At 39.5% G+C, this 25,532-nt stretch carries 26 protein-coding genes; 11 read left to right on the forward strand and 15 right to left on the reverse strand.

Annotated elements, in window-relative coordinates; translation table 11 throughout:
- The first annotated feature begins 236 nt into the window (after positions 1 to 236).
- A complete protein-coding gene (locus tag BDD26_RS15885; protein WP_038269240.1) occupies positions 237 to 1,232 on the forward strand; it encodes a 2-hydroxyacid dehydrogenase in 996 nt (331 codons plus the stop codon).
- A gap of 23 nt (positions 1,233 to 1,255) precedes the next feature.
- Positions 1,256 to 1,690: an META domain-containing protein gene (locus BDD26_RS15890; protein ID WP_038269241.1), complete on the forward strand. Its 435-nt coding sequence runs from the start codon at positions 1,256 to 1,258 to the stop codon at positions 1,688 to 1,690.
- 426 nt (positions 1,691 to 2,116) lie between these two features.
- Here BDD26_RS15890 and ghoS read toward each other — a convergent pair whose 3' ends face one another.
- The 5 genes from ghoS to BDD26_RS15915 form a co-directional block, all read right to left on the reverse strand.
- Complete coding sequence (gene ghoS, locus BDD26_RS15895) at positions 2,117 to 2,416, reverse strand: type V toxin-antitoxin system endoribonuclease antitoxin GhoS (protein ID WP_038269242.1); 300 nt, start codon at positions 2,414 to 2,416, stop codon at positions 2,117 to 2,119.
- A gap of 164 nt (positions 2,417 to 2,580) precedes the next feature.
- Positions 2,581 to 3,015, reverse strand: coding sequence for a YcgN family cysteine cluster protein (locus BDD26_RS15900; protein WP_038269243.1), 435 nt, complete (start codon positions 3,013 to 3,015; stop codon positions 2,581 to 2,583).
- Positions 3,016 to 3,036: 21 nt separating this feature from the next.
- Positions 3,037 to 3,693, reverse strand: coding sequence for a fumarylacetoacetate hydrolase family protein (locus BDD26_RS15905; protein WP_115827098.1), 657 nt, complete (start codon positions 3,691 to 3,693; stop codon positions 3,037 to 3,039).
- Positions 3,694 to 3,740: 47 nt separating this feature from the next.
- On the reverse strand, positions 3,741 to 4,823 hold the full coding sequence (locus tag BDD26_RS15910) for a lytic murein transglycosylase (RefSeq protein WP_038269245.1): 1,083 nt from the start codon (positions 4,821 to 4,823) through the stop codon (positions 3,741 to 3,743).
- 47 nt (positions 4,824 to 4,870) lie between these two features.
- Positions 4,871 to 5,143 (reverse strand): YcgL domain-containing protein, encoded by a 273-nt coding sequence (locus BDD26_RS15915; RefSeq protein ID WP_115827099.1) that lies wholly within the window; start codon positions 5,141 to 5,143, stop codon positions 4,871 to 4,873.
- 134 nt (positions 5,144 to 5,277) lie between these two features.
- On the opposite strand from BDD26_RS15915, the gene minC reads away from it, so the two are divergent.
- Genes minC through minE form a run of 3 tightly spaced genes read left to right on the forward strand, consistent with a single transcriptional unit; the run spans position 5,278 to position 7,070 of the window.
- On the forward strand, positions 5,278 to 5,961 hold the full coding sequence (gene minC / locus BDD26_RS15920) for a septum site-determining protein MinC (RefSeq protein WP_038269247.1): 684 nt from the start codon (positions 5,278 to 5,280) through the stop codon (positions 5,959 to 5,961).
- Between the two features lie 23 nt (positions 5,962 to 5,984).
- Positions 5,985 to 6,797: a septum site-determining protein MinD gene (gene minD / locus BDD26_RS15925; RefSeq protein WP_115827100.1), complete on the forward strand. Its 813-nt coding sequence runs from the start codon at positions 5,985 to 5,987 to the stop codon at positions 6,795 to 6,797.
- Positions 6,798 to 6,800: 3 nt separating this feature from the next.
- Positions 6,801 to 7,070 (forward strand): cell division topological specificity factor MinE, encoded by a 270-nt coding sequence (gene minE / locus BDD26_RS15930; RefSeq protein ID WP_038269249.1) that lies wholly within the window; start codon positions 6,801 to 6,803, stop codon positions 7,068 to 7,070.
- A gap of 425 nt (positions 7,071 to 7,495) precedes the next feature.
- Here the strand turns inward: minE and rnd are convergent, their stop codons facing one another.
- A complete protein-coding gene (gene rnd / locus BDD26_RS15935) occupies positions 7,496 to 8,626 on the reverse strand; it encodes a ribonuclease D (protein WP_115827101.1) in 1,131 nt (376 codons plus the stop codon).
- Positions 8,627 to 8,743: 117 nt separating this feature from the next.
- Complete coding sequence (gene fadD / locus BDD26_RS15940) at positions 8,744 to 10,429, reverse strand: long-chain-fatty-acid--CoA ligase FadD (RefSeq protein WP_038269251.1); 1,686 nt, start codon at positions 10,427 to 10,429, stop codon at positions 8,744 to 8,746.
- A gap of 800 nt (positions 10,430 to 11,229) precedes the next feature.
- Here fadD and BDD26_RS15945 point away from each other — a divergent pair.
- Positions 11,230 to 12,390 carry an MFS transporter gene (locus tag BDD26_RS15945; RefSeq protein WP_115827102.1) on the forward strand — a complete coding sequence of 387 codons (1,161 nt, stop codon included), beginning with the start codon at positions 11,230 to 11,232 and terminating at the stop codon, positions 12,388 to 12,390.
- A gap of 96 nt (positions 12,391 to 12,486) precedes the next feature.
- On the opposite strand, the gene BDD26_RS15950 is transcribed toward BDD26_RS15945, so the two are convergent.
- The 3 genes from BDD26_RS15950 to yoaA all read right to left on the reverse strand — a co-directional run bounded on the left by BDD26_RS15950 (position 12,487) and on the right by yoaA (position 15,861).
- Positions 12,487 to 13,047, reverse strand: coding sequence for a Slp family lipoprotein (locus tag BDD26_RS15950; protein ID WP_115827103.1), 561 nt, complete (start codon positions 13,045 to 13,047; stop codon positions 12,487 to 12,489).
- Positions 13,048 to 13,185: 138 nt separating this feature from the next.
- The gene (tsaB, locus tag BDD26_RS15955) at positions 13,186 to 13,881 is read right to left on the reverse strand and encodes a tRNA (adenosine(37)-N6)-threonylcarbamoyltransferase complex dimerization subunit type 1 TsaB (RefSeq protein ID WP_115827104.1); all 696 of its coding nucleotides are present in this window, start codon (positions 13,879 to 13,881) and stop codon (positions 13,186 to 13,188) included.
- A gap of 63 nt (positions 13,882 to 13,944) precedes the next feature.
- Positions 13,945 to 15,861, reverse strand: coding sequence for a DNA repair helicase YoaA (gene yoaA / locus BDD26_RS15960; protein ID WP_115827105.1), 1,917 nt, complete (start codon positions 15,859 to 15,861; stop codon positions 13,945 to 13,947).
- 684 nt (positions 15,862 to 16,545) lie between these two features.
- Between yoaA and BDD26_RS15965 the strand changes: the two genes are divergently transcribed.
- The 3 genes from BDD26_RS15965 to BDD26_RS15970 all read left to right on the forward strand — a co-directional run bounded on the left by BDD26_RS15965 (position 16,546) and on the right by BDD26_RS15970 (position 17,538).
- A complete protein-coding gene (locus BDD26_RS15965; protein WP_038269397.1) occupies positions 16,546 to 16,920 on the forward strand; it encodes a LecA/PA-IL family lectin in 375 nt (124 codons plus the stop codon).
- A 6-nt stretch (positions 16,921 to 16,926) separates the two neighbouring features.
- A complete protein-coding gene (locus tag BDD26_RS19615; protein WP_170140418.1) occupies positions 16,927 to 17,091 on the forward strand; it encodes a hypothetical protein in 165 nt (54 codons plus the stop codon).
- Between the two features lie 102 nt (positions 17,092 to 17,193).
- Positions 17,194 to 17,538: a RidA family protein gene (locus BDD26_RS15970; protein WP_038269395.1), complete on the forward strand. Its 345-nt coding sequence runs from the start codon at positions 17,194 to 17,196 to the stop codon at positions 17,536 to 17,538.
- 74 nt (positions 17,539 to 17,612) lie between these two features.
- Here BDD26_RS15970 and mdtI read toward each other — a convergent pair whose 3' ends face one another.
- The 5 genes from mdtI to zwf all read right to left on the reverse strand — a co-directional run bounded on the left by mdtI (position 17,613) and on the right by zwf (position 22,601).
- A complete protein-coding gene (gene mdtI, locus BDD26_RS15975; protein ID WP_038269394.1) occupies positions 17,613 to 17,945 on the reverse strand; it encodes a multidrug/spermidine efflux SMR transporter subunit MdtI in 333 nt (110 codons plus the stop codon).
- A 2-nt stretch (positions 17,946 to 17,947) separates the two neighbouring features.
- The gene (gene mdtJ / locus BDD26_RS15980; RefSeq protein ID WP_038269393.1) at positions 17,948 to 18,304 is read right to left on the reverse strand and encodes a multidrug/spermidine efflux SMR transporter subunit MdtJ; all 357 of its coding nucleotides are present in this window, start codon (positions 18,302 to 18,304) and stop codon (positions 17,948 to 17,950) included.
- Between the two features lie 433 nt (positions 18,305 to 18,737).
- Positions 18,738 to 19,550, reverse strand: coding sequence for a hypothetical protein (locus BDD26_RS15985; RefSeq protein ID WP_115827106.1), 813 nt, complete (start codon positions 19,548 to 19,550; stop codon positions 18,738 to 18,740).
- 38 nt (positions 19,551 to 19,588) lie between these two features.
- Positions 19,589 to 20,695 (reverse strand): hypothetical protein, encoded by a 1,107-nt coding sequence (locus BDD26_RS15990; protein WP_115827107.1) that lies wholly within the window; start codon positions 20,693 to 20,695, stop codon positions 19,589 to 19,591.
- Positions 20,696 to 21,125: 430 nt separating this feature from the next.
- Entirely contained in the window at positions 21,126 to 22,601 is a 1,476-nt protein-coding gene (gene zwf / locus BDD26_RS15995; protein WP_038269388.1) for a glucose-6-phosphate dehydrogenase, read from the reverse strand.
- A gap of 393 nt (positions 22,602 to 22,994) precedes the next feature.
- On the opposite strand from zwf, the gene BDD26_RS16000 reads away from it, so the two are divergent.
- On the forward strand, positions 22,995 to 23,843 hold the full coding sequence (locus BDD26_RS16000; protein WP_038269387.1) for a MurR/RpiR family transcriptional regulator: 849 nt from the start codon (positions 22,995 to 22,997) through the stop codon (positions 23,841 to 23,843).
- A gap of 178 nt (positions 23,844 to 24,021) precedes the next feature.
- On the forward strand, positions 24,022 to 25,464 hold the full coding sequence (pyk, locus tag BDD26_RS16005) for a pyruvate kinase (RefSeq protein WP_115827108.1): 1,443 nt from the start codon (positions 24,022 to 24,024) through the stop codon (positions 25,462 to 25,464).
- The last annotated feature ends 68 nt before the right edge of the window (positions 25,465 to 25,532 follow it).

The raw sequence follows: 25,532 nt of genomic DNA on the forward strand, positions 1-25,532 counted from the left end.
GTCGGTTTATTATACAGGTTAGGTATAATAGCTTAACAAGTGCTTTGTTCGAGTATAGCGAGAGATAGCGCCGAAAACCTATCTCAGTAGATGCCATTATTGCCAGCAGCTAACATCTGTGTTTAGCCCACGTAATTAGTTAGCATCTATACAGTTAACACATAGCAAAGTGAATTCAACGAGTAGCTCGAATGAAATTAAGAATCACACAGTCAATATATGGCGGAGATAATATTATGAAATTAGTCGTTTACAGTACAAAACAATACGACCGAAAACACTTTGAGTTACTCAACCAAAAACTTGGCCTTGATTACCATATTGAGTTTTTTGACTTTCCCCTCAGTCCACAAACCGCGAAAAATGCCGTTGGTGCAGATGCTGTTTGTATTTTCGTTAATGATGATGGTGGATGCGAGGTTCTGAAAGAGCTGGCAGAAATGAACATTAAAATCCTGGCATTACGTTGTGCCGGCTTTAATAATGTCGATCTGGATACTGCCAAAGAACTGGGTATTAACGTTGTTCGTGTTCCGGCTTATTCACCGGAATCTGTTGCCGAACATACAGTCGGATTGATGCTATGTCTGAATAGACGTATCCACCGAGCCTATCAACGCACTCGGGATGCCAATTTCTCTCTTGAAGGGCTGACAGGCTTCAACATGTATCACCGCACCGCAGGTATTATCGGTACTGGAAAAATCGGTCTTGCAACCTTAAGGATCCTAAAAGGCTTTGGTATGCATTTACTGGCACATGATCCCTATCCAAATCAGGAAGCATTAGACCTTGGTGTGAAATATGTGGATTTAGATACTTTGTATGCTGAATCTGATGTGATCTCACTACACTGTCCAATGACACCTGAAAACCATCACTTACTGGATGAAACAGCGTTCAGTAAAATGAAAAATGGTGTGATGGTCATCAACACCAGCCGGGGTGCTTTAATTGATTCTATTGCCGCTATCAACGCATTGAAACAGCAAAAAATCGGGGCATTGGGGATGGACGTATATGAAAACGAGCGCGATTTATTCTTTGAAGATAAATCAAACGACGTTATTCAAGATGATATTTTTCGTCGTTTGTCTTCCTGCCATAATGTTTTGTTCACAGGCCATCAGGCATTTTTGACAGAAGAAGCATTAACCAGTATCAGTGAAACAACGTTACAAAATATCCAACAACTCGCTTCTGGTGAATCCTGCCCGAATCTTGTTGGATGAAGTCATAAATATCAGGAGATCAAATGAACAGAGCGATTCCATTAGCGGTCGCCACCTTGCTACTTACAGCATGTCAATCTACGGGGGTCAGTGCCACAGGAAATATTACTGCTAAAGATTTACAACACCGTAATTTTGCTTTGGTTAGTGTTAATGATGAGGATGTCTCCAATAAAGAAGATACAAAATTGTCCATTACGTTTGGTGACAAAATGTTTGTTTCCGGGACAATGTGTAACAACTTTATGGGAGAGGGAAAATTAAAGGATAATGTTTTAACAATAAGTAAATTAAGCAGTTCTCAGATATTCTGTGTCAATGAAAAACTCAACAAATGGGATCAGGTCATGGTTGATATTCTGACCCAGGGTGCAAGAGTGAGTTTAAAAGACAAGCAATTAATGTTGACGAATAAAAGAAACAAGCTGGTTTATACTTTGAAGGAACCTGTTCAATAATCCAATTAATTAAAGCTATTTTACTTTTTGTTCCACATGCTTAGTCTAATCAAGATTACCCGGTATGCTGTCGGGTAATCTGTTCTCTATGCCACTCTAAGAGAAACCAGTTAATCTCTCATCTTCCTGAAATACGATTAGTTATATCTGATGTTGGCTATTTTTGAATCCTAAAAATTTCATATAACACATCCAGTTACTGTTCAATTTTCTGACTCCCTTATTATTAAATAAATAGTGGCAGCAACACATAGACAAAATTTTAATTATTCCATGCTAAGACTTTACCAACCTTTTCCTATATATTTATTCAATGGTTAAAATACCATTCCATTATTTATTACTTGCGGAATAATCTGAAACACAAGGAGCTTTATCCAGATAAATTTACTATTCAGGCCATCATGTTTTTATATATCTGAGCAATCAATTTTCAGGGTGTTCCTTGTCAGGATACAATGCTGCACTCCAGTTACTGTAAGTACAGACAAATATAGATGGTTCTTTGCTTGAATAAGACTTGGCAATGGATTTGATTTTTTCTGCCAGTTGAAGGGATCCTAATGAAGAATTGCCAACATAAGTTCCACTTGGAAGACGATGCCACTTTCCATTAGGGAAGCGTATAGATCTACTGAATTTATTTGCTGTCATTCTCTTATACAGCTTTTCATATCCTGTAGATCCCGTGCCATACAGTTCCACACGAATTAAATAACTTGCCATTTATCTTTCCTTGTCTTTTGTCTTGACTGCCGAATAGACAAATTATCAGTTTTTCTTCACTGATAAAAGTGGAAAAAACGAGAAGAAAATCCGGCATTAATGACAATTTAAGAACTTGAGATATCCATTGATATAAAAACATTTTATATCAATGGATAAAATAGTTATTCAGGTCTATTTAAAATATGATCTTCCCAGTCCACTACATCGGATTCACGCACAGCAATGTGCCTGACGGAAATACGCTCTGCGTGCATCGCTGACTTTGAGCCGCTTACTAACGGATGCCAGGGCAGAAGATTTTTTCCTTCTTCAATCAGACGGTAGGCGCACGTTTTCGGTAGCCATTCAAATGTCACCATATTTTCACGGGTCAATTTGATACAATCAGGTTCATAACTGAAACGATCTTCATAATTTTTGCATTGACAGGTTTTGATATTCAGTTGGTTGCAGGCAACATTAGTGAAATAAATTTCGTCAGTATCTTCATCCATTAACTTATGCAAACAACACTGACCACAGCCATCACACAGTGTTTCCCACTCTTGATCGGTCATTTGCTCCAGGGTCTTTACCTGCCAGAAAGGTTGAAACATAATTTCTGTCATTCCTCATTACTAAATCACTCTGGTTGTTAAAACATGCTCATTAAGAGAAACGTTCAGAACATCACCAGATTTCAATTCCCCCACGCCTTCGGGTGTTCCCGTCAGGATAATGTCACCAGGGCGAAGAGTAAAAAATCGTGACATGTAGCTAATCAATGAAATGATTGGCATTCGCATGTCACACGTATTGCCGTTTTGACGTAATTCACCATTTACTGCCAGAGAAAGCCGGCTATTTTGTGGATCCTCAAAAGCATTAACAGAGATAAAACCCGAAATCGGGCATGCACCATCAAATGCTTTACTCTTCTCCCATGGCTGGCCTGACTGTTTAAATTCACGCTGCAAATCACGCAATGTCAGATCCAACGCAACAGCAAAACCAGAAATCGCCTGACTGACCCGCTCTTCGCTGGCATTTTTAAGCGTCGAACCGATTAGAACCGCCAATTCAACTTCATGGTGTACAGTGCCTAGTTTTTCCGGAATAGATATGGGCTGACACAAATCACAAAGAGCCGTTTCAGGTTTTATGAATATCACCGGCTCCTCCGTTATGTCTGAACCCATCTCTTTGATATGTTTGTCGTAGTTACTACCGACACAAACGACCTTATTAACAGGAAAATCCAGCAGTACCCCCTGCCAGTCTTTATGCTGGTACATAGTATTCTTCCTTAGCTGTTATCAACTCATTTTTCAAGAGATAATACTCAATCAGTAAGGTGATGAATTCTCTGTTCGATACCATCAGCCATCATACTAACACTGAGAGCAAAATAGTAAGAACGATTCCAATGCATAATGGTCCGGAAATTTTGCGTCACCCAAAATGCCCTTGGTTCAGCTCCGTCAGTAATTATAATCCAACCTTCTGTTTTATTAGGTAAGTGTGCAAATTCAGGGGAGAAAACACCTAATGCTTGCCATTGTGAAATAGTTTTGCCCTGTTTTACTTTAATTCCTTCTAAAGTTTCATCGAAATTATCCGGTAATGAAACGGCATAACCCCACGGTAATCCTTCCCGCCATCCCTCTTTACGCAGGTAATTAGCCGTAGAGGCAAAAACGTCTTCCTTATTGTTCCAGATATCAATTTTTCCATCACCATTACCATCAGCAGCATAAGTCAAATATGAAGTCGGCATGAACTGACTTTGTCCCATCGCACCTGCCCAGGAGCCTTTTAATGTCTGATCATCATCAATATATTTATTTTCTATGATATTAAGAGCCGCTATGAGTTGTTTTATGAAAAAAACTTCCCGACGGCCTTCAAAGGCCAGTGTGGACAATGCTGATACAACATCCTCCTTTCCCTGAATACGGCCAAAACCACTCTCCAGCCCCCACAAAGCAACGATATAAGATTTCGGAATGCCATATTTACGACTTATTTTCTCTAATTCAGGAAGATTTTTTTGATAGTGCTCAACACCCTGTTTTATTTTCCATTCCGGCAGAACACGCTTCAGATACTCATCCAGAGTCACTTTTTTCTCCGGCTGATTGCGATCCGATTTAATAACTCGTGGAATAAAATGGATATCGGCAAATGCACGCGTCAACGTCTTCTCACTGAAGCCTTGCTTCCTTATTTGCTGTTTTAACAAAGCCACATAAGCAGGAAACTGAGATGGTTCACGGGAACCAAGTGGGAATTGTTGATCCAGCGCTTTGACTTGCATTTGTAATAAAACTGTTGACCCTGAATTCTGCAATATTCTTCCATCGGGTGAAGCACACCCAGTCAGTAATATTACACTCAATAAAGGTACATTGATGGTTAATTTCATGAACCTCTCCTCTTAATTCAGGATCAAGTCACTGCCAGTGACTCTTTTCATCGCTTGGTTGCAGCCAGATGTTCATTGATTAAACTTTCTACCGGAGGGGGAATTTGCAAGTAAAATCCTTGCTCGCTCAATGCCTCTTTCACTTTTTCAATATCCGCATTGGCCAATTTTTTTCTTTCTGCTAATGAGAGCATCATAGAGAACTGTGGTTGACCAAATGCTTTCAATAACTCTTCAGGAACGCGGGAAAAATCTCCTTTTTTTTCAATGTAGAGATAAGTTTGTTCACGTTTTGAGCTTCTGTAGATTACACAAATCATTGTTATAAACTCTTTTAAATTAACACTGCGACTTGCTTGAATAATTCAGTAACTATAACATGCTTATTATATTTAAGAATATCGTATCCTTGGGGCTGTTCCAGGGATCTTAACCTTGCTGAGTCTGAATATCGATGTCACAATCGCCAATTGAGCTAAAAGGCAGTAATTTTACGCTTTCGGTCGTTCATTTGCATGATGACCAGCCGAATATTATTCAAAAAGCCATACAAGAAAAAGTGGAGCAAGCGCCTGAATTCCTGAAAAATGCACCTGTCGTTATCAATATATCCCATTTACCTGTAAATGCAGATATTTTTGCACTCCACCGGGTCATTGAGTCTACAGGATTGCGTGTTGTGGGTATCAGTGGCTGCCAGGATGAAGAACAACGGGAAATTGTGCTGAAATCCGGCCTTCCTTTATTAAAGGAAGGAAAAAGCCAAAAAGTTCCTAAAGAAGAAAATAAACCATCTGAACCTATTTTCAGAAAAACTCGTATAATTAATACGCCCGTCCGTTCAGGACAAAGAATTTATGCTCCAAATAGTGATCTTATTGTCACCAGCAATGTCAGTGCTGGCGCAGAATTAATCGCTGATGGAAATATTAATATATATGGTGTGCTACGTGGACGTGTATTAGCAGGCGCATCTGGTGATAGAGAAAGCCAGATTTTCTGCACTCATTTAAATGCTGAGCTAACCTCTATTGCAGGCCAATATTGGCTCAGTGAAGAAATTCCAGAAAATTTTGTCGGTAAAGCGGCAAAATTACGTCTGGTCAATAACGAATTAACTATTGAAACCTTAATCTAGCCCTTATAACAAGGAATCGCTTCATGGCACGCATTATTGTTGTTACATCTGGTAAAGGTGGCGTTGGCAAAACCACTTCAAGCGCGGCCATTGCTACCGGCCTCGCACAAAAAGGGAAAAAAACCGTAGTCATTGATTTTGATATCGGGCTGCGTAATCTCGATCTCATCATGGGATGTGAGCGTCGTGTGGTTTTTGACTTCGTCAACGTGATCCAAGGTGATGCCACGTTAAATCAAGCGCTTATAAAAGATAAGCGCACCGAGAATTTATATATTCTTCCTGCTTCTCAAACCAGGGATAAAGATGCTCTCACGCGTACCGGCGTCGAAAAGATCCTGAATGAGTTAACTGAGCAAGGATTCGAGTTTATTATCTGTGATTCACCAGCAGGTATTGAGAGTGGTGCATTAATGGCACTCTACTTTGCCGATGAAGCAATTATTACAACAAATCCGGAAGTTTCATCTGTTCGCGACTCGGATCGAATTTTAGGTATTCTGGCCTCTAAATCACGTCGTGCTGAACGAGGTGAGGGCCCTATCAAAGAGCATCTTTTGCTGACCCGCTATAACCCCGGTCGCGTGAACCGTGGTGATATGCTCAGTATGGAAGATGTTTTGGAAATTTTGTGCATTCCTTTAATTGGTGTCATTCCAGAAGATCAATCCGTTTTACGATCTTCAAACCAGGGGGAACCTGTTATTCTGGACAAAGATTCTGATGCAGGTAAAGCATACGAAGATACTGTATTACGTTTACTCGGTGAAGAACGGCCTTTCCGCTTCATTGAGGAAGAAAAAAAGGGTTTTTTGAAACGCCTGTTTGGAGGGTAACGCATGGCTTTGTTAGATTTCTTCCTGTCGAGAAAAAAGTCGACAGCCAATATTGCCAAGGAACGGCTGCAAATCATCGTGGCAGAGCGGCGCCGTGGTGATGCTGAGCCTGCCTATTTGCCCGAAATGAAACGCGATATTCTGGCGGTAATTTGTAAATATGTACAAATTGACCCGGAAATGCTTTCTGTACAGTTTGAGCAAAAAAATGATGATATCTCGGTACTGGAACTTAATGTAACATTACCGGAGGTTGAGGAATCGCCAAAATAACACTGTCAAATGGTGCTATTTAATTTAATACTTTGATTTATCAGTAAAAAAATCGGGATGTCATCTCATCCCGATTTGAATCCCCAAATAATCCCAGGTTATTAAGCTCAGGTCACGACTCTTATTCTCTTAATAAAAGACTGATAATGTGTAAATACCAGACACAACATAAGAATATGAAAATTTATCATCTTTATCTTCAGATAATTTTAAAATCCATCTAATTTAAGAATAACCATACAATATAATCACTAATCATATTGCAGCTAAAGCCAGTGAGTTAACCTTTTATTTGGAAGAATAAATAAACCATTTAGACGGAGTTAACACCAATCCTGCGAAAATCGCAGGATCAGCAAAGTTCTCTGCCTGTTTATCCAGACAGGGTATCAAAGCTATACCTCTTAAAAGATATATCTCAGAAGCTATGATACTGAATAATTTTCCAATATTTCAGCAACAGGCTCAGCCAGCCATTTACCACGCCAGCCCCTAATTAATTCAGGTTGCTGCTCCGGCGATTTCAATTTCCAGTGCCAACAGAGCAATTGATTAATTTGCCGACGAGAAGCTAACAATTCAGCATTAAAAGAGTGAGATTCACTCACCTGAGCAATCAGTGACTTAATTTCTTTAAACGCTTTGCGATAACCCGGATAGTCTATCAAATTCACAATTTGAGCCGGACATTCTTCCTCTGGAAGATCTCTGCTTTCTGCCGCCATAGCCAGTAACCGACGCCCATGACAACGGATTTCTTGCCCGCTTAAACCCAAGGCATCCAGCTCTGCCAGTGAAGTTGGCATATAACGGGCTACCTGCCATAAATTTTCTTCACGAATAACAAAATTGACAGCCAGATCCCGTTCACGAGCCTGATTCAAACGCCATGCAGCCAATTTTTTTAAGCAAGCCAACTGCCTTGGACGTAACTGCCATGCGTTACTGATATCTTTATAAGCACATTCCGGCATTAATATTTCTTTGCGACGTTGGGCAATCAGAGCACTTTCATCTTTTGCCGCCCCCAAATATCCTAGCTGTTCTGTTTTCGCCATCAAAATATCAGCCAGCGGTAATAAGTAGTAAACATCTGCCGCCGCATATTCACACTGTTTTTCACTCAACGGACGAGCCAGCCAGTCAGTACGGGATTCACTTTTATCCAATTCCACGTTCAGATATTCTGCAACCAATGTTGCAAACCCACACGATAATGGATGACCAGTAAACGCTGCCAATACCTGAGTATCGATAATAGGTGCAGGCATACACTGAAAACTATTCCAGAAAACCTCTAAGTCTTCACTGCCAGCATGAATGAATTTTAATACATCCGGATCAGTCAACAATTCTCGCAAAGGCTGCCATTGCGAAATACCAAGGGGATCGATCAGAGAAAGTTGCTCGCCATCAAACAGTTGTATCAAACCTAAGTGGGGATAATACGTCCTTGTGCGTACAAATTCTGTGTCCAGTGCAATTCTTGCATGTTGTTTTGCCCGATTACAGATAGACTGCAACTGAGCATCGGAGGTAATCAACTGATAATTCAAAACATCATTCTCTTAGCCATTCATAGTATATGCACAACAACGCCGGCAAGAACCGGCGTTGTTGATGTGACAGGCAATTTAAAATACTTACCTTTTAAAAATCACTCTTCAAGCTATTCACTTCGCGTTGCTTGCTTTTCTTAATTCTTCGTCGCGCAGTTCTTTACGAAGGATCTTACCGACATTCGACTTCGGCAACTCATCACGGAATTCGACAATTTTTGGTACTTTATATGCAGTCAGATAACGACGGCAATGTGTCTTAAGTTCATCCTCTGTCAAACCAGGATCCTTACGCACTACAAATAACTTGACGGATTCACCTGAGTTTTCGTTTAGAACACCTATTGCTGCCGACTCTAACACTTTAGGATGGGAAGAAACAATATCTTCCACTTCATTCGGATAGACATTAAAACCTGAAACCAGGATCATATCTTTTTTCCGATCAACAATATGTAAAAATCCTTTTTCATCAATATTGGCAATATCCCCTGTTGCCAGCCAGCCGTCTTTTAACACCTCATCTGTTGCATCAGGACGATTCCAGTAACCTTTCATCACCTGAGGCCCACGCACCCACATCTCACCCGACTCTCCCTGAAGGACTTCATTCCCTTCATCATCCATCAGCTTAATTTCTGTCGAAGGAACAGGAAAACCAATACTGCCACTATAGTGAGTCAAATTATAAGGATTACCTGCAACCACAGGTGCACACTCAGTCAGACCATAACCTTCAAGCAGATGACAACCTGTCAGCTTTTCCCATTTATCAGCGACTGCACTCTGCACAGCCATACCACCACCCACGGCCATACGTAATGCAGAAAAGTCTATTTTTTGGAATTCAGGATTATTGAGCCACGCATTAAACAGCGTGTTAACACCAGACAATGCTGTAAACTTATAGCGTGATAACTCTTTGACCGTTCCGTTCACATCGCGTGGATTGGTAATTAACAAGTTTTGTCCACCCAGCTCAGTAAATAACAAGCAATTTATCGTAAGTGCAAAGATATGATACAGCGGTAATGCCGTGACCACTAACTCCTGTCTGGGGCGTAATAAAGGGGCGTAGTTCGCTTTTGTCTGTTCAAGGTTCGCCAACATATTCCTGTGGGTCAACATGGCACCTTTTGCCACGCCTGTTGTACCACCAGTATATTGCAGAAATGCCAAATCTTCGTTATTTATATCCGGCTTGACATACTGCATGCGATAACCCTTGTGGATGACGCTGCGAAATGAAATGGCATCCGGTAAATGATACTTCGGAACCAGCCGTTTAATATATTTTACGACGAAATCTACAAGAGTCCCTTTTGGGCGAGATAATTGGTCTCCCATACGGGTCAAAATGACATGCTTAACCGGAGTATTGAAAACTATCTTTTCTAAGGTATGTGCAAAATTAGAGACAATAACTATGGCTGATGTACCACTATCAGTGAGCTGATGTTCCAGTTCACGCGGGGTATACAGAGGGTTGACATTAACAACCACCATTCCGGCACGTAAGACACCAAAAAGAGCGATGGGATATTGAAGCAAGTTTGGCATCATTAATGCCACACGATCCCCTTTTTTCAGTCCCAATCCATTCTGCAAGTAAGCAGCAAACGCGCGGCTACGCTCTTCCAGTTTACGGAAAGTGACTACTTCGCCCATATTAATAAATGCGACTTGATCGGCATAACGTGCCACGGCATTTTCAAACATTTCAACCAATGATGAATAACGATCGGGATCGATTTCTGCCGGGACATCTGCCGGATAATGTTTTAGCCAGATTTTTTCCAAGTTGAGTACTCCTGAAATCTAATTGCTGTGCAACCATTGAACATGAAACAAAAACCAGACCTGTATATTTAACAAATTATTAACTCAGCTTACCAGTTTGAAAAGGAACATTGTTCAGGTTGGCGATGCACATCACTAATTTAATACTTCTTTATCGCTGCAAAAAAATAAGGCAGCTCATGCCGCCATATTTTTTTATTATTTATCAACAAGTTACTAATAAAATTAATATTTAGATATCTAAGTCATTAATTATACACTGATTTAGCTATTTTTGACTAAAACTCACCTCATTATTCCGAATAGTTATAATAAAAATAATCATATAACTATTAAGGGGTAATTACATACTACGAAGAATATTTGCATAATACGACAAGTTGATATCATGTTTTCATGACCAAAAACGATTATACCGAGCCACGAAGAAGAACACTATCTAACCAGTTAAAATATGACAACTTTTATTACAAGTGATAGGTGTTATGATCCACTTAACTCGGTTCAATTGGTGAATTATCTTAATTTGGCGATTGTTCAATGAACAAAAATCACCCCAGACTTTATTTCAAATCATCGACTATTTCGAAAAATTTTAATTATCGAATATTTCCATTAAACTTGCTTTATTAAAAAATTATTCAGCTTTGTTTACCTTGTATTGATAAATTTATGGTTGTACCGGAACAAAATTAGTTTATCATTCTATTTAAATATAAATTATTTTTCCCAATAGCTCTACCATAATAAACTACATTTTCATTTAAGGCATTTCGCATAAAAGAACTGGGAGAATTATAGTGAACGAACGAAAAACGATTCTTTTCTCCTGTTTTTTATTAATCATTGGTTTAATGACCGTAGATTTTTTCAACCCCTCTTTACCTTTTATTTTAAAAGAATTAAGAACGTCACAAGAAGGTATGAAAAACTTAATTGTTGTTTATATGGCAATACTTGGTATTTCTCAATTCTTTTACGGAAGTATTAGTGATCGCTACGGTAGAAAGCCTGCCATCGTTACAGGTTTTTTTATTTCAATTATTGGATTGTTATTATCAGGTTGTAGTGAAAAAATCAGCCATCTCTATTTATCCAGAGCAGTTACAGCATTTGGTGCAGCAAGTTTTACTGTTATATCAAGAGCCATTATTATTGATGTATTTCAAGATAATAAAAAATTAAAAAAAGCTTTTTCTTACTTTTCAATGTCCAGCCAGATATCTCCGGCTCTTGCTCCCATCGTCGGTGGCTGGATCCAAATAAAATATAATTGGCATATATCATTTTTCACTCTGGCTATTATTTATTCCATTGGACTCATTATTGTTTTATACTCAATGAGAGAGACAAAATTGAAAATGTCAAAACCATCAAATATTCTAACTCCCTATGTCTATCTGGCAAAGGACACACAATTTGTAGCATTCAGCATCGCATCATCACTAATATTCTCCTACACAATAGGATATTACTCAATTTCCCCTTATATCTTTAATAAACTCGGTTTTAACCCTATAGAAAATAGTCTCTTCTATCTTATCTATTCTTCTGGAATTATTTTTGGGTCATGGTTGACTGGACGAAGTTTTATAAAATTAACATCAAAAAAACTTTATTTATTATCTCTTATATTTTACTTGTTAATTATTCTGTTATTTTTATTTATAGATTTAAAAACACCGATTAATATCATTGTATTTTCCTTTTTATTAGCTGTAATTTCAGGTTGTTCCTCACCCTTATCTTTAGTGCTATGCATGGAAAATATAACCGAAAACAAAGGTGCTGCCAGTGCATTGCAAGGCGCATTAAAAATGAGTTTTACCGGAATATTTATGATGTTCTTTGATTTATTTCATATTACATCATTCCATCAGCTAATTAATATTTTTATGATTTTTACCATTTTATTATTTACAATATATCTTTCCTTGGTATTCGTTCTCCAGCGAGAATAAGTTACTCTTTGAGTATATTATAAAAATGGCCCCATAACATTTTCAGGCACGAGACCATTTTTTTTTCAGTTACTCAATTAAGACTTAAAAAATTACTCAGTCAAAATCGTAAAATTGGTGGACTTCCTTCCACCCCGGAAAATAGGAGTTACCATAATAACCCAAAATGCCATTTGTGGAGGGAGACAATGAAACACGCTGAAACTCATCCCAACGTTTAAAACCATTAACATTCATCACAACATAATCATACGGACTATCCCCGACTTTTCCTTTTTCCAACCCCGTGATAATACCCACAACTGTAACGTAATGATCCTGAAAATCACTTGGCTCTAAAAAAGAATTCACGTAAGCATAAAGTCGCCCAAGAGAAGGTTTACCGATAAGTGGAGATGCATCACTTTCCAATGGCAGAGTAGAGATTTCCAACCTTGTCCGTCCCTTCTCATTTAAGACGCTCAATACCTTTCCGCCGAATCTCCCTTCATGCCCTATGTATGAATCCGGTATTTTCTTGACAACAAGTAAGTCTTCTACAGGATTTTTGGTCGTTCCTTTTATTGAGTCAGGAACTGATACACAACCTGTAAGTATCACTGCTCCTATAAATACAATTGATTGCAATATTAATCGGTAGTGTGTTCCATTGAGCATAACCCCTCCAATACAGGAAAATCAGCCTGTTCTATATATTATAAACATTAATATTTCATGGACATTAATTGCTGCCACAAGTTATATTAACTTTAAGCAACTCTCACAATGTCATCTTCCCCAAATTACCTGAACATGTTAACGACCCGGTAATTTTTTCCACGTTACCTCATTACGCAAATAAACAGGTTCCGCAGATTCAACGGCCGTCACTTCCCCCGCTTTCCACATCTGAACTGCCAGAGGCAGCATATCTTCCGCATGAGGTAAAGCTATGTCACCTGGTACTAACGTTAGATGGCTGTCCAATAACTGAGGGTAAGCCTCCCAACCCGTTCCAGCTATCGCCCACTCTCCTGTTAAAGAATTCATAATGGACTGCGCCCGTTCAGGTTTCAAAACTGCCTCTGTTTCATTCCCCAACCATTCGCCTTGTTCATTACGGGTATATTGCGCCCAGTAAATTTCTCCCATACGGGCGTCAATAGCAACCAAAACATTTGTTGCATTTTTCAGACGAAATGCGCCCTGAGCCATCGTTTTCAGAGAAGAGACACCGATCATTGGTAAGTCAGCCCCTAATGCCAGCCCCTGAGCAATACCGACACCAATACGCACACCAGTAAAACTCCCCGGCCCCTGACCAAATGCTAAAGCATCCAGTTGTTGTAATTTTATATCGTTCTTGGACAATACTGCCTCTACCATAGGCAGAATACGTTGAGTGTGTTCCCGTGGGGAAATCTCAAACTGTGCCTCAATGTGGCCATCATTCCAAAGTGCAACAGAACAAGCTTCGGTTGCTGTATCAATAGATAAAATCCGTATGGACATGCCTTAACTCCGGCAAGAATAGAATTCAAGATAAAGGGTTATACTATCATACCCCCAAAGATTTTACCCTGGCTCTGATTGGCGGGATTTAAGAAATGCCACGGCTTTCGACAAATCTCGTGTACGGGGAGATGAAGGCAGACTATTGAGAAAAACTTCACCATACGGGCGCATTACCAATCGATTATCACAAATAACCACCACACCATAATCATCAACATCACGGATCAAACGACCGACACCCTGCTTCAGGCTGAGTACCGCATCAGGGATCTGGATTTCATTAAAAGCATCACCACCCTTAAGCTGACAATCTTCAATCCGCGCTTTAAGGAGTGGATCATCCGGTGCTGTAAATGGTAATTTATCGATAATGACGCAAGATAAAGCATCACCCCGCACATCTACCCCTTCCCAGAAACTGCCAGTCGCCACTAACAAAGCATTACCCGCAGCAAGAAACTGAGATAACAATTGTCCCTTACTGGTTTCACCTTGTACTAATACTGGTAAGGTCATGTTTGCCCGGAACTCTTCTGCCAGACAGCGCATCATTTGGTGGGAAGTACACAGGAAAAAACAGCGGCCCTTATTGCTTTCGATTAACGGCTTTAACATACCAGCCAACAATTTCGCTCCGCCATGCTGATTAGGCGATGGCAAATGACGAGGAACGCATAATAACATTTGGCGTTGATAATCAAACGGACTAGGAAGGAGTAATGTCTGAGCCTGTTTTAACCCCAAACGTGCCATGAAATGTTCAAGCTGCTCATTAACCGATAACGTTGCCGATGTGAAAATCCAACAACCAGCTTGTTCACGGATCATTTCACTGAATTTTTCGGACACAGACAAAGGCGTTAATGCTAATAAAAAATGCCGGCCATAGCTTTCAAACCAATAACTATAATTAGGTATTTCAACATCAATCAGCCTCTTGAGACGATTACGGTAGATCGTTGCTCGTTCAAAGGCAGCGTCCAGCATCGCTGAACGTCCTAAAGAGAGTTTCATTACGTCATAACAAAGCTCCAGTGCATCATCCAATCGCACCAATGCACGCTTTATATGCTGTTGTTGCAATGCTTCACGGAAATTACCCCGATAACTATTTTCTCCGAGTGATAAACGAAAATCCTGTGTACTTTGACTCAGGCGATCTGCACTTTTCTGTAATTGAGCCTGATCCCTGACTTCAGTGCGATAAGCTATGATGATATCCCGTGATAAATCCAGCAATTGGCGACTACTCAGTTGCTGACCAAAGTATTGGCTGGCAATATCGGGGATTTGATGAGCCTCATCAAAAATCATCACCTCTGCCCGTGGAATTAATTCACCAAACCCGGTATCTTTGACGACCACATCCGCCATAAACAGATGATGGTTGACGATAACAACATCTGCCTCCATCGCCCTGCGGCGGGCTTTCAGAACGAAACACTCCTGATAACTCGGACAATCCCGGCCAAGACAATTATCGTTAGTACTTGTTACCAATGCCCAGACAGCACTGTCTTCGGCAATCTGATGACAACGGCTGGTATCTCCATCTTCAGTTTGAGATGACCAGCTTTTCAGCTTAATCACTTCTGATAGCATTTCAGGCTCAAGCTGAGAGCCACCCATTGATTGCTGTTCAAGACGCTCAAGACATAAATAATTTGAACGCCCTTTTAATAACGCCAAACGACCAGAAAATTTCAACGCATCAGCGATAGCGGGCAGATCACGATTATAGAGCTGATCCTGTAATGCTTTGGAGCCTGTGGAAATAATCACTTTCTTGCCCGAACGCAATGCGGGCACCAGATAAGCAAAAGTTTTTCCCGTTCCAGTACCCGCTTCTACCACTAATTGCTGTTGCTTTTGAATTGCTGCTGTAATGGCAGAAGACATTTCCCGCTGAGCATCACGGGGTTTGAAACCTTGTATGGCTTTGGCAAGTACGCCATTTTTCACAAAATCGTCTGACACAGATCGTCTCTTTCAAATGAACTTACTATAAAATAATCAATATAAACAAAAAATAAAAAAATAGAACACATATACATCTATATGTATGCACACAAATATGTGCAACACTCGATATGGTATATAGCAGTTGATTTTACACTATCAGGCAGAAAAAACCGGGATCATTTTCAAGGCGACAATGAGGAAAGGAAATTGCTATCACTATTGCTATAGGGCAGAAATCTGCCCTTTTACGTGCGGGATACTCCCGTATCTTTTCCATGTGGCAATTGTAAACATTTTTTATTCATTATTATCCCATCATTAATTAAATGCTGAGATGACAATTTCTAATATCATATAGGTTATTTTCAGCTATCGACTTTAGATTATAAAAATTATTTTAAACAGAAAGTTAAAAATTTAAATAGATAGTTAACAAATCTTAATTGGCTTATATAAAAACCTCAAAATACATCAAGACAAATCAATAAGAAAACTATTTACTCACACCAACAAAAATCAATTAGTAAAAATTTAATATAATAATAAGAATAACCTTAAAAAACAGTTAAAATAAATGATAAACACATTACATAACTTAAGCATTGAGAATTGCAAAATTTAAAACTAAATTATTTCTATTTCATATTACAGGTATTTCTAACAAAACCATTCCTAAGACAGAATGTTGGAGGTAATACTATGTATGATTGGTCTGGAACTGTTCCGGCTAACCTTGAGCAAGGTCAACCCACAGGTCTTTTACTTAAGACAGGAGATATAATATCTATTATTGCCAGAGGATGGATAAAATACGGTTACGACAATAATATGTTGTCCGCACCTCAAGGTAGCATCCATCAATACACAGGAACAAGATACACCCTCATTGCAAAAATCGGGAACAAAATGTACAAAATTGGTAATGGCGTACTTCATAAGACAGTTCCCGTAGATGGCGAATTGATACTTATGTTCTCTGATGATCAAGGCCGATATTTCGATAACTCAGGCAATTTCCTTGTTGATGTAAAAATAGAATCACGCTATGCGTCAAATTATCTTGAGGAGATATAATAAATTTTGATGCCTTTCAACCCGCAGCTTTCTGCGGGTTCATATCAATCTCACCGATTCTTCCGGCATCATAGGCAATCCGCTTCTGTTCTTTGCTACCGTAGCCACGTGCGTACCGGCTCTTGCCTTGCTGGTGATTCTGCCGGCCAATATGAAGATGATTTTCTTTAATTAAAAGTAGTTTTCAATAAAATAAGGCAGAATTATGCCAAGACTGAATAGCAATCACCAGCCAATTCAGTATAAAAACTGTATAAATTAACAGGAGATTTAATGACTATTGAACACATTGATCCGGATACCCGCTGGTCAGAAGCGGTTATCCACAATGACACGATTTATTATACCAGTGTGCCAGAAAATCTGGATGGGGACATTACTGAGCAAACAGCCGATACACTGGCTGCAATTGATATCATGTTGCAGCGTCTGGGCTCTGACAAGAGTAAAATCATTGATGCCACGATTTTTCTGGCAGATAAAGCCGATTTTGGCGGCATGAATGCAGCATGGGATGCCTGGGTTGTTGCGGGAAGTGCCCCTGTGCGTTGTACTGTTCAGGCTGAACTGATGAACCCAAAATACAAAGTGGAAATCAAGATTATCGCTGCTATCTAAACGTCACATTTGATTTATGGCATTGAAAAAGATCTGCTCATTCAATGCCATTTTGTAGATTTTATGGACTGAACTTATGCCATTTTGATCATAATCATACCGATCAACAATAACACAATTCCTCCCCAACCTTTAAAGTTCAGACGTTGATTAAACATGATCCAGCCTGCCGCAACTGTGGCAATAATTCCGAATGCTCCCCAGAGTGCATACGCGATGGAAAGTTCAATACCTTTTACTGCTTGTGCCAATGCACTAAACGCGCCTAAAACTGCCACCAGCGATAAAACCCCAATCCAGAAGCGCTGAAAACCATTGGAAAGCTTCAATAAAATATTCGCCACAATTTCCAAAAAAACGGCCAAAATTAAAAAAGCAGCATGCCACCATTCAAAATGTGTCAACATATTCATGCCTCCTTTTCTTTCATTTGTGGTTTTGGCGCTTTTTTGGTTCCCGCTTTAATCAGTGCTATTCCGACTATCAATAGCGACAGTCCTCCCACTTTCATGGACGAGAGTGATTCGTCAAACCACATCACGCTAAAGGCCGTAATGAAAAGAATACCGATCCCTTCCCATAAGGCATAGGCCACTCCTAAAGCGACTTTTTTAACCGCGATTGCCAATAGAATATAAGACGTTGTGATCATAGTATACATCACGAGCATACCGGTAAAATCACCGGAAACACTGGCTTGCTTCATGGACAACGTACCAATGACTTCTGTCACAATCGCCAGTGCAAGAAATATCCAATAAATCATTTTTTCTCCTGAACATACCTTATAAGTATGCCAAGACATCAAACCATTAATGCCAATAAAATCATCTGAAAATGCGATATCAAAATGAGCTTGATAGCTTGATGTTTTGGCAAAAAAATTAAGTGACTAATAAATAACTATTTTCCGGAGGAAACCGGTTAACAGGAGAAACACCCTAAAGTGCGCCGCACCAATAGTGTTCACTGGATAAGATTGCAGAGAGAAATAAGACGTGAGTATTACTTTGGATTTTAGCACTACGTTGAATTTTGACGCTTTTGGCGTTATTCATGATATTTTATTCTTTCGTCACACGATAATCACTGTGTGATATACTACGAACCCTCATATTGGTGGTGTAATTAATTGCCCTATATATCTAGCATATTCAAGCGATAAACACAATTGGCGGGCAAGATTTTAATCTAAACAACTAACCCGTTTCAGTTGGCTGAAACAGTTTGCGAGGCAAGATATGATCTGTAGCACCAAACTCTAACACAGGAGACTTTCTGGGACGATAATGTCCACTCCGATTATTCCACTTGGTTAATATGCCCCCTGTGAAATAAAGCTCTCCAGCCAATAATACAGGATATCTTGTATAATCAATGTCATCATCGTTTGGGAGTGGCTGACTGGCATCATGGTGATACCATAAAATCCTGCCTTTGATCAGTGAAGTATGACCAACCAAAGGCCTTTTGGAATCATAAGCACTGCATATAACGAGCCGGGGCATATCAGAATATATAACGTACAGGTAAAGCCCATCAGGAATATGAGTCTCTACTGAGTCCATCCTTTTCATCACATAACAATAATTTTCAGCTGGTTGCTTTTGTTCTTGCTCTGCTCCAGACCAACATTGTTTAAATATACTTAACTTAGACCAATGTCGTTTAGGTGCTTTGGATTCAGGACAAACCCGCTCAAGTATATATATTTTATCTAAACTTTCGTGTGGCTGCTGGTAATGAGGTTTAAGCTTTCCGGCTCTTGGTTTGTGGGTAGTATCAAATTCATCCAGGCAGTTGTGGTTGATTATTCTGGCTCTTTTTTCATAAATTGCACGCAAGCTTGTTAACGCATCTTCTGGTGCATCTTTGTCATAACTCTTTATTCGTTCAGAAAGCCACTGATCTTTGACGTCTATTCTACTTCCGCACCTGTCTTTTATTCGATTTACCTGTTCACGATTTAACGCCCACTGGCTATGCCAAGTTTTTTTGTTATCATCACGCATATTCTACTCTTACTTTTTCTAATCATTCTCACTGAATTTCAATCAAAAAATTTCTTAATACGATTAAAAATGCTTTTATCTTCAATACAATCTAACTCTATATGGTGTTTTGGATCTCTGTTCATCAATTTTCTTGCATACCTCAATTCTGAATAGGTAATTGGAGAACAATGATCCTTAGAAGCAATATCACTATAATCACAATGTCGCCAATTAGAATGAAATTTCCTTTCATCTATATTAGATTTTACGTCATGTTTCTCTAAGCAATTATTATTCTCCATATAAAACCTTAACCCTTTAATTGGTGAATCTTCTTTTTTAGCTTCCTCCTCAATCCAGTCAATAGCCAATTTCGATATCTTCCTCCAATAAGATTTCAAAAAAGCCGTATTGATCATATCCATGTGTGAAAAATCTTCACTAGTATTATCTTTTGTTCCTTGTATTTTCTTTTCGAGATTTAAAATTTTTTTAATTCCCTTTTCATCACTTTTAATATAATTCTTAAAAACACCAAGAGTAAGAGAATTATTTTTAAGTCTATTCCATGTTTCTCTGTCCCTATTATCTACTACCATTCCTTTTTTTGTGTTTTCATCTTGCTCATGCCTTTGACATATATATTCAAATCCAGCATTCTTTGCTAAGAAACTCGCCTTATAGTCATCATAAAATTTCCCACTACCATATTTATTACGGTTTTCCTCCCTCCGGATAAAAGTATCATGATGTGATATCATATAAAAATTTCTTTTTAAAAACATACTCCAGCTATTCAACATATAATAAATGGCATTGACTGATATCATAGAACTAAATTTATTCATTTCTAATTGTGTCAATGTATAATCGTCACGTTTACTTCCTTTACTGATATAAGACATATAACAATAAAAAACCATGAGGGAATGACTTTTGTCTTCTTGTTTTAACAAATATGGAGACACTCCCCCATTCTTTATAAGATTATTAAACACATCAAAAACTTTTTCCCTATTAAAATCCAGCCCTATTGCATGATTCAAAAGATCTATAGTTATATATACATTATCATCTTTACTACTGTTCTGATTGTATAATTTTTTTAAATAATCCCTTCTCTTATCATCAAGACCAAAAACAATCATGATATTTTTTTTCATAACAACCTCAAAAAATTAATATTTATATTAACAAATTAATAGAGTCAAAAATATTTATTAATATAAATAACATTCCCTATAGCTATTTAATGCCAATACTGAAGACGTATTAATGTTATAAAGTGAAGGATAATATTTTACTACTTTATTTTCTATGATTTTTTATAATGTGCCATATCTATGAATATCCGTCAAATAGGTTTGCAATATGTTATAGTAAAAAATAATATATTGTAACTATTTTTTATTCCTATAGTCAGGATAAATTTCTTTGAATTAACAGGTTCAGAAATGAGTGACAAAATTCGGATAGAAATTTTTTAAATGTGAAGTATTTCAAGAAATTGAAAAAGAATAAATGGCAGAAGATCTGACTGCGATTGCAGTCAGATACTATATCAGACACTATAATAGTAAAAAATACAGTGTGTTATTCAAATTCGTTCCATGAACGTCCATCACGGGTGATCATGGCAATGGAAGCAACTGGCCCCCAGGTTCCTGCCTGATAAGGTTTTGGTGGTTCGTTATCCGCTGCCCAAGCATCCATGATGGAATCAACCCATTTCCAGGCTTCTTCCACTTCATCCCTACGGACGAATAGCGCCTGAATACCGCGCATTGCTTCCAGCAGCAAGCGTTCATAAGCATCAGCAAGATGGGTTTGATTGAATGTTTCAGAGAAACTCAAATCAAGCTTAGTTGTCTGCAAACGGTGTTTGTGCTCCAGCCCCGGCGCTTTGTTCAAGACTTCAATATCAATACCTTCATCCGGCTGCAAACGGATCGTTAGTTTATTCTGCGGTAGCTGTTGGTAGGACTCAGCAAACAGATTCAATGGCGGCTCTTTGAAATAAACCACAACTTCAGAGCATTTTGCCGGTAAACGCTTACCTGTTCTCAGGTAGAAAGGAACACCTGCCCAACGCCAGTCATCAATATCAACACGAACGGAGACAAATGTTTCAGTTTTACTGGCCTTATTTGCGCCCTCTTCTTCCAGATAACCCGGCACTTTTTTACCATGCACGAAACCAGCGGTGTATTGTCCGCGAACGGTTTTTTCCCGCACGTTGGTTTGATCAATCCGGCGTAATGAACGCAATACCTTAACTTTTTCATCACGAATACGATCTGCGGACAGATCAGACGGAGGTGACATAGCAATCATAGTCAAGATTTGCAGCAAATGATTCTGGATCATGTCGCGCATCTGACCGGCCTGATCGAAATACCCCCAACGCCCTTCAATACCTACCTCTTCGGCAACTGTGATTTGCACATGGTCTATCGTGCGATGATCCCAGTTATTAACAAACAGAGAATTGGCAAAACGTAATGCCAGCAAGTTCAGTACCGTTTCTTTACCCAAATAATGGTCAATCCGGTAGATCTGATTTTCATTGAAATATTTTGCCACTTCATCATTAATGGCACGGGAAGAGGCGAGATCTGTGCCCAGTGGTTTTTCCATCACAACACGATTGGGTTCTTGATTCAATCCCGCTGCGCCCAATCCATGACATACTGCACCAAATGTACTGGGTGGCATAGCGAAGTAATGGATAGCCGGCAATTTATCCTGGTTGAGAATTTTCGCCAGCCGGGTGAAATGTTCTGTTTCATTCACATCCAAATTGCAAAATTCCAGACGTGAACTGAGTTTCTTCCACAATTCCGCATCCAGTTTTTCGGACATAAATGTTGTTAACGCTTCCTCAACTACCTTTGTATAGGCTTTTTTATCCCAGTCAGCGCGACCGACCCCGATAATCCGGGTATCCGGATGGATATAACCCGCTTTTTCCAACTGGTAAAGGGAAGGCATCAATTTCCGGCGTGCTAAGTCTCCTTTCGCCCCAAAAATCACCAAATCACAAGCCTGAGCTGTAGACGTCACCGCCATGTTGCATCTCCTCAATTACGGGATATTGTAATTTTTTTACAGAACTCGCAGGTAATGTACTCTTTTGATTATATGCAGTAAACACCTCATTCTTCGATAATGATGACTTGCATGAATCTCATTTCCCTGCTTTCTGTGCATAAATTTTTATATTTCATATTGTATTATGAATGATATTTGTATAGGAAAGCGGCAATTAATTGAAAATTCACAGCGCATAAGAAGTAATCTTACCAAATTGAAAGTTAGATGTTTGTCATATTTTCATGAAAAATATCAAGTTATTTACTTTTCCCTCTGCCAGCTTTCAGTAACAAGTAGTATATTTTCACAAAAATTACATAGATTTCTCCTGTTAATGAAATCGTTAAAACCGAGGTTGAACTGCGTCTTATGAACATACTAGAACAACTCCAAAATAGTCTTGATGTTTTGAGTAAGTCTGAAAAAAAGGTTGCGCAGGTCATTCTTGATTCACCACATACTGCCATCCACTCAAGTATTGCCACGCTGGCAAAAATGGCGAATGTCAGTGAACCTACGGTTAATCGCTTTTGTCATCGCCTGAATACTAAAGGCTTTCCTGATTTCAAATTACATCTGGCACAAAGTCTGGCGAATGGCACACCTTATGTGAATCGCAATGTGGAAGAAAGTGACAGCGTCATATCTTATACCAATAAAATTTTTGAATCGGTAATGGCTAATCTGGAAACGATCAAAAGTAATCTAGATATCACAGCCATTAACCGGGCCGTTGACTTACTGACACAAGCAAGGAAACTCTCTTTTTTTGGTTTAGGGGCATCTGCTGCCGTAGCGCATGATGCCATGAACAAATTTTTCCGCTTTAACATCCCTGTCAGCTATTTTGATGATATCGTTATGCAACGGATGAGCTGTATCAACAGTACTGAAGGTGATGTTGTTGTACTTATTTCCCATACAGGCCGTACTAAAAATCTGGTGGAGCTCGCCAGACTGGCTCGTGAAAATGACGCAACTGTTATCGCCATCACGTCAACAGGTTCACTACTGGCACAAGAAGCCAGCCTCTCTATTCTGCTGGATGTTCCCGAAGACACTGATATTTATATGCCAATGGTTTCCCGAATTGCTCAACTGACCATCATTGATGTACTGGCAACGGGTTTTACATTACGCCGGGGCTCAAAATTCCGAGATAACTTGAAGAAAGTCAAAGAAGCATTACGAGATTCGCGATTTGATAAGCATGACTAAAGCAGGGAAATAGACTGTGTTTTTGTTCACTATTTATCAACTCTCCAGCCTGATAGCATAATGGAAAGTTTATCCCCGTCAGTATCATTTATATTATGGGGTTGATAATCAAAAAAAGTTGCATAGTTATCTCACGGTAATCAGAAATCCATACTTCACAGGTCAACGGAGTTAATACATGTCCAGACGGCTCAGAAGAACTAAAATCGTCACTACACTTGGCCCTGCTACAGATCGTGACAACAACTTAGAGAAAGTGATCAATGCGGGAGCCAATGTTGTCCGCCTTAATTTTTCTCATGGTACAGCAGAAGATCATATCCAGCGCGCAAATAGAGTGCGGGAAATTGCCGCTCGTTTGAGTTGCCACGTAGCTATCCTTGGTGATCTCCAGGGTCCCAAAATACGTATTTCTACCTTTAAAGAAGGAAAAATATTTCTGAATGTCGGAGATAAATTCCTGCTTGATGCTAATCTGGGCAAAGGCGAAGGTGATAAAGAAAAAGTCGGAATTGATTACAAAGGATTACCATCCGATGTGACGCCCGGTAATATCCTGTTACTGGATGATGGCCGGGTTCAATTAAAAGTCCTGGATGTTCAGGGCATGAAAGTGTTTACAGAAGTTACTGTGGGTGGCCCTCTTTCCAATAACAAAGGTATCAATAAACAGGGGGGTGGTTTATCCGCCGAAGCACTGACAGAAAAAGACAAAGCAGATATCATCACTGCCGCAAAAATTGGGGTTGATTATCTTGCTGTTTCTTTCCCCCGTTCTGCTGAAGATCTGAATTATGCCCGACGCCTGGCACGTGATGCCGGTTGCGAAACACAAATTGTTGCCAAAGTTGAGCGCGCTGAAGCTGTCAGCAACGATGCAATCATTGACGAAATCATTCTGGCATCAGATGTTGTCATGGTAGCTCGTGGCGATTTAGGTGTTGAAATTGGTGATCCTGAGTTGGTCGGTGTTCAGAAAAAGTTGATTCGTCGTGCCCGTCAACTGAATCGTGTCGTAATCACAGCAACCCAGATGATGGAATCCATGATCACTAACCCGATGCCAACACGCGCAGAAGTTATGGACGTCGCCAACGCTGTACTTGATGGTACTGATGCGGTGATGCTGTCTGCGGAAACTGCTTCAGGTCAATATCCGGCAGAAACTGTCGCGGCAATGGCTCAAGTCTGCCTGGGCGCAGAAAAAATGCCGGACATCAATGTATCCAAACACCGTATGGATATTACATTCGACAGCATTGAAGAAGCTATTTCGATGTCTGCCATGTATGCAGCCAATCATCTAAAAGGCGTCAAAGCGATTATTGCCATGACCGAATCAGGCCGTACAGCGCGCATGATGTCTCGTATCAGTTCCGGCTTACCTATTTTCTCCATGTCACGCCATGAATCTACCCTGAATCGCACTGCATTATACCGTGGTGTTACTCCGGTTTATTGTAGCGACCACATTGATGGTATCGCCGCAGCAAGTGAAGCTGTCAGTCGCCTGCGTGATAGAGGTTATTTAACTTCCGGAGATTTAGTGCTGGTTACTCAAGGGGATCAAATGGGAACTATCGGCAGTACCAATACCTGCCGGGTGCTCGAAGTAGAATAAGAAAGTGAATTAAATAGAATAGTTAAGAAAATTATTCTGCGCGCTTCTGAAAGTAGCGCGCAGAATGT

This window comes from Xenorhabdus cabanillasii (genome assembly GCF_003386665.1).
Lineage (GTDB): Bacteria > Pseudomonadota > Gammaproteobacteria > Enterobacterales > Enterobacteriaceae > Xenorhabdus > Xenorhabdus cabanillasii.

Excerpts from the sequence above, each read along its gene's own strand:
- BDD26_RS15885 (WP_038269240.1), top strand. The coding sequence starts at position 237 with ATGAAATTAGTCGTTTACAGTACAAAACAATACGACCGAAAACACTTT.
- BDD26_RS15890 (WP_038269241.1), top strand. The coding sequence starts at position 1,256 with ATGAACAGAGCGATTCCATTAGCGGTCGCCACCTTGCTACTTACAGCA.
- ghoS (WP_038269242.1), bottom strand. The coding sequence starts at position 2,416 with ATGGCAAGTTATTTAATTCGTGTGGAACTGTATGGCACGGGATCTACA.
- BDD26_RS15900 (WP_038269243.1), bottom strand. The coding sequence starts at position 3,015 with ATGTTTCAACCTTTCTGGCAGGTAAAGACCCTGGAGCAAATGACCGAT.
- BDD26_RS15905 (WP_115827098.1), bottom strand. The coding sequence starts at position 3,693 with ATGTACCAGCATAAAGACTGGCAGGGGGTACTGCTGGATTTTCCTGTT.
- BDD26_RS15910 (WP_038269245.1), bottom strand. The coding sequence starts at position 4,823 with ATGAAATTAACCATCAATGTACCTTTATTGAGTGTAATATTACTGACT.
- BDD26_RS15915 (WP_115827099.1), bottom strand. The coding sequence starts at position 5,143 with ATGATTTGTGTAATCTACAGAAGCTCAAAACGTGAACAAACTTATCTC.
- minC (WP_038269247.1), top strand. The coding sequence starts at position 5,278 with ATGTCACAATCGCCAATTGAGCTAAAAGGCAGTAATTTTACGCTTTCG.
- minD (WP_115827100.1), top strand. The coding sequence starts at position 5,985 with ATGGCACGCATTATTGTTGTTACATCTGGTAAAGGTGGCGTTGGCAAA.
- minE (WP_038269249.1), top strand. The coding sequence starts at position 6,801 with ATGGCTTTGTTAGATTTCTTCCTGTCGAGAAAAAAGTCGACAGCCAAT.
- BDD26_RS15950 (WP_115827103.1), bottom strand. The coding sequence starts at position 13,047 with ATGCTCAATGGAACACACTACCGATTAATATTGCAATCAATTGTATTT.
- tsaB (WP_115827104.1), bottom strand. The coding sequence starts at position 13,881 with ATGTCCATACGGATTTTATCTATTGATACAGCAACCGAAGCTTGTTCT.
- BDD26_RS15965 (WP_038269397.1), top strand. The coding sequence starts at position 16,546 with ATGTATGATTGGTCTGGAACTGTTCCGGCTAACCTTGAGCAAGGTCAA.
- BDD26_RS15970 (WP_038269395.1), top strand. The coding sequence starts at position 17,194 with ATGACTATTGAACACATTGATCCGGATACCCGCTGGTCAGAAGCGGTT.
- mdtI (WP_038269394.1), bottom strand. The coding sequence starts at position 17,945 with ATGTTGACACATTTTGAATGGTGGCATGCTGCTTTTTTAATTTTGGCC.
- mdtJ (WP_038269393.1), bottom strand. The coding sequence starts at position 18,304 with ATGATTTATTGGATATTTCTTGCACTGGCGATTGTGACAGAAGTCATT.
- BDD26_RS15985 (WP_115827106.1), bottom strand. The coding sequence starts at position 19,550 with ATGCGTGATGATAACAAAAAAACTTGGCATAGCCAGTGGGCGTTAAAT.
- BDD26_RS15990 (WP_115827107.1), bottom strand. The coding sequence starts at position 20,695 with ATGAAAAAAAATATCATGATTGTTTTTGGTCTTGATGATAAGAGAAGG.
- zwf (WP_038269388.1), bottom strand. The coding sequence starts at position 22,601 with ATGGCGGTGACGTCTACAGCTCAGGCTTGTGATTTGGTGATTTTTGGG.
- BDD26_RS16000 (WP_038269387.1), top strand. The coding sequence starts at position 22,995 with ATGAACATACTAGAACAACTCCAAAATAGTCTTGATGTTTTGAGTAAG.
- pyk (WP_115827108.1), top strand. The coding sequence starts at position 24,022 with ATGTCCAGACGGCTCAGAAGAACTAAAATCGTCACTACACTTGGCCCT.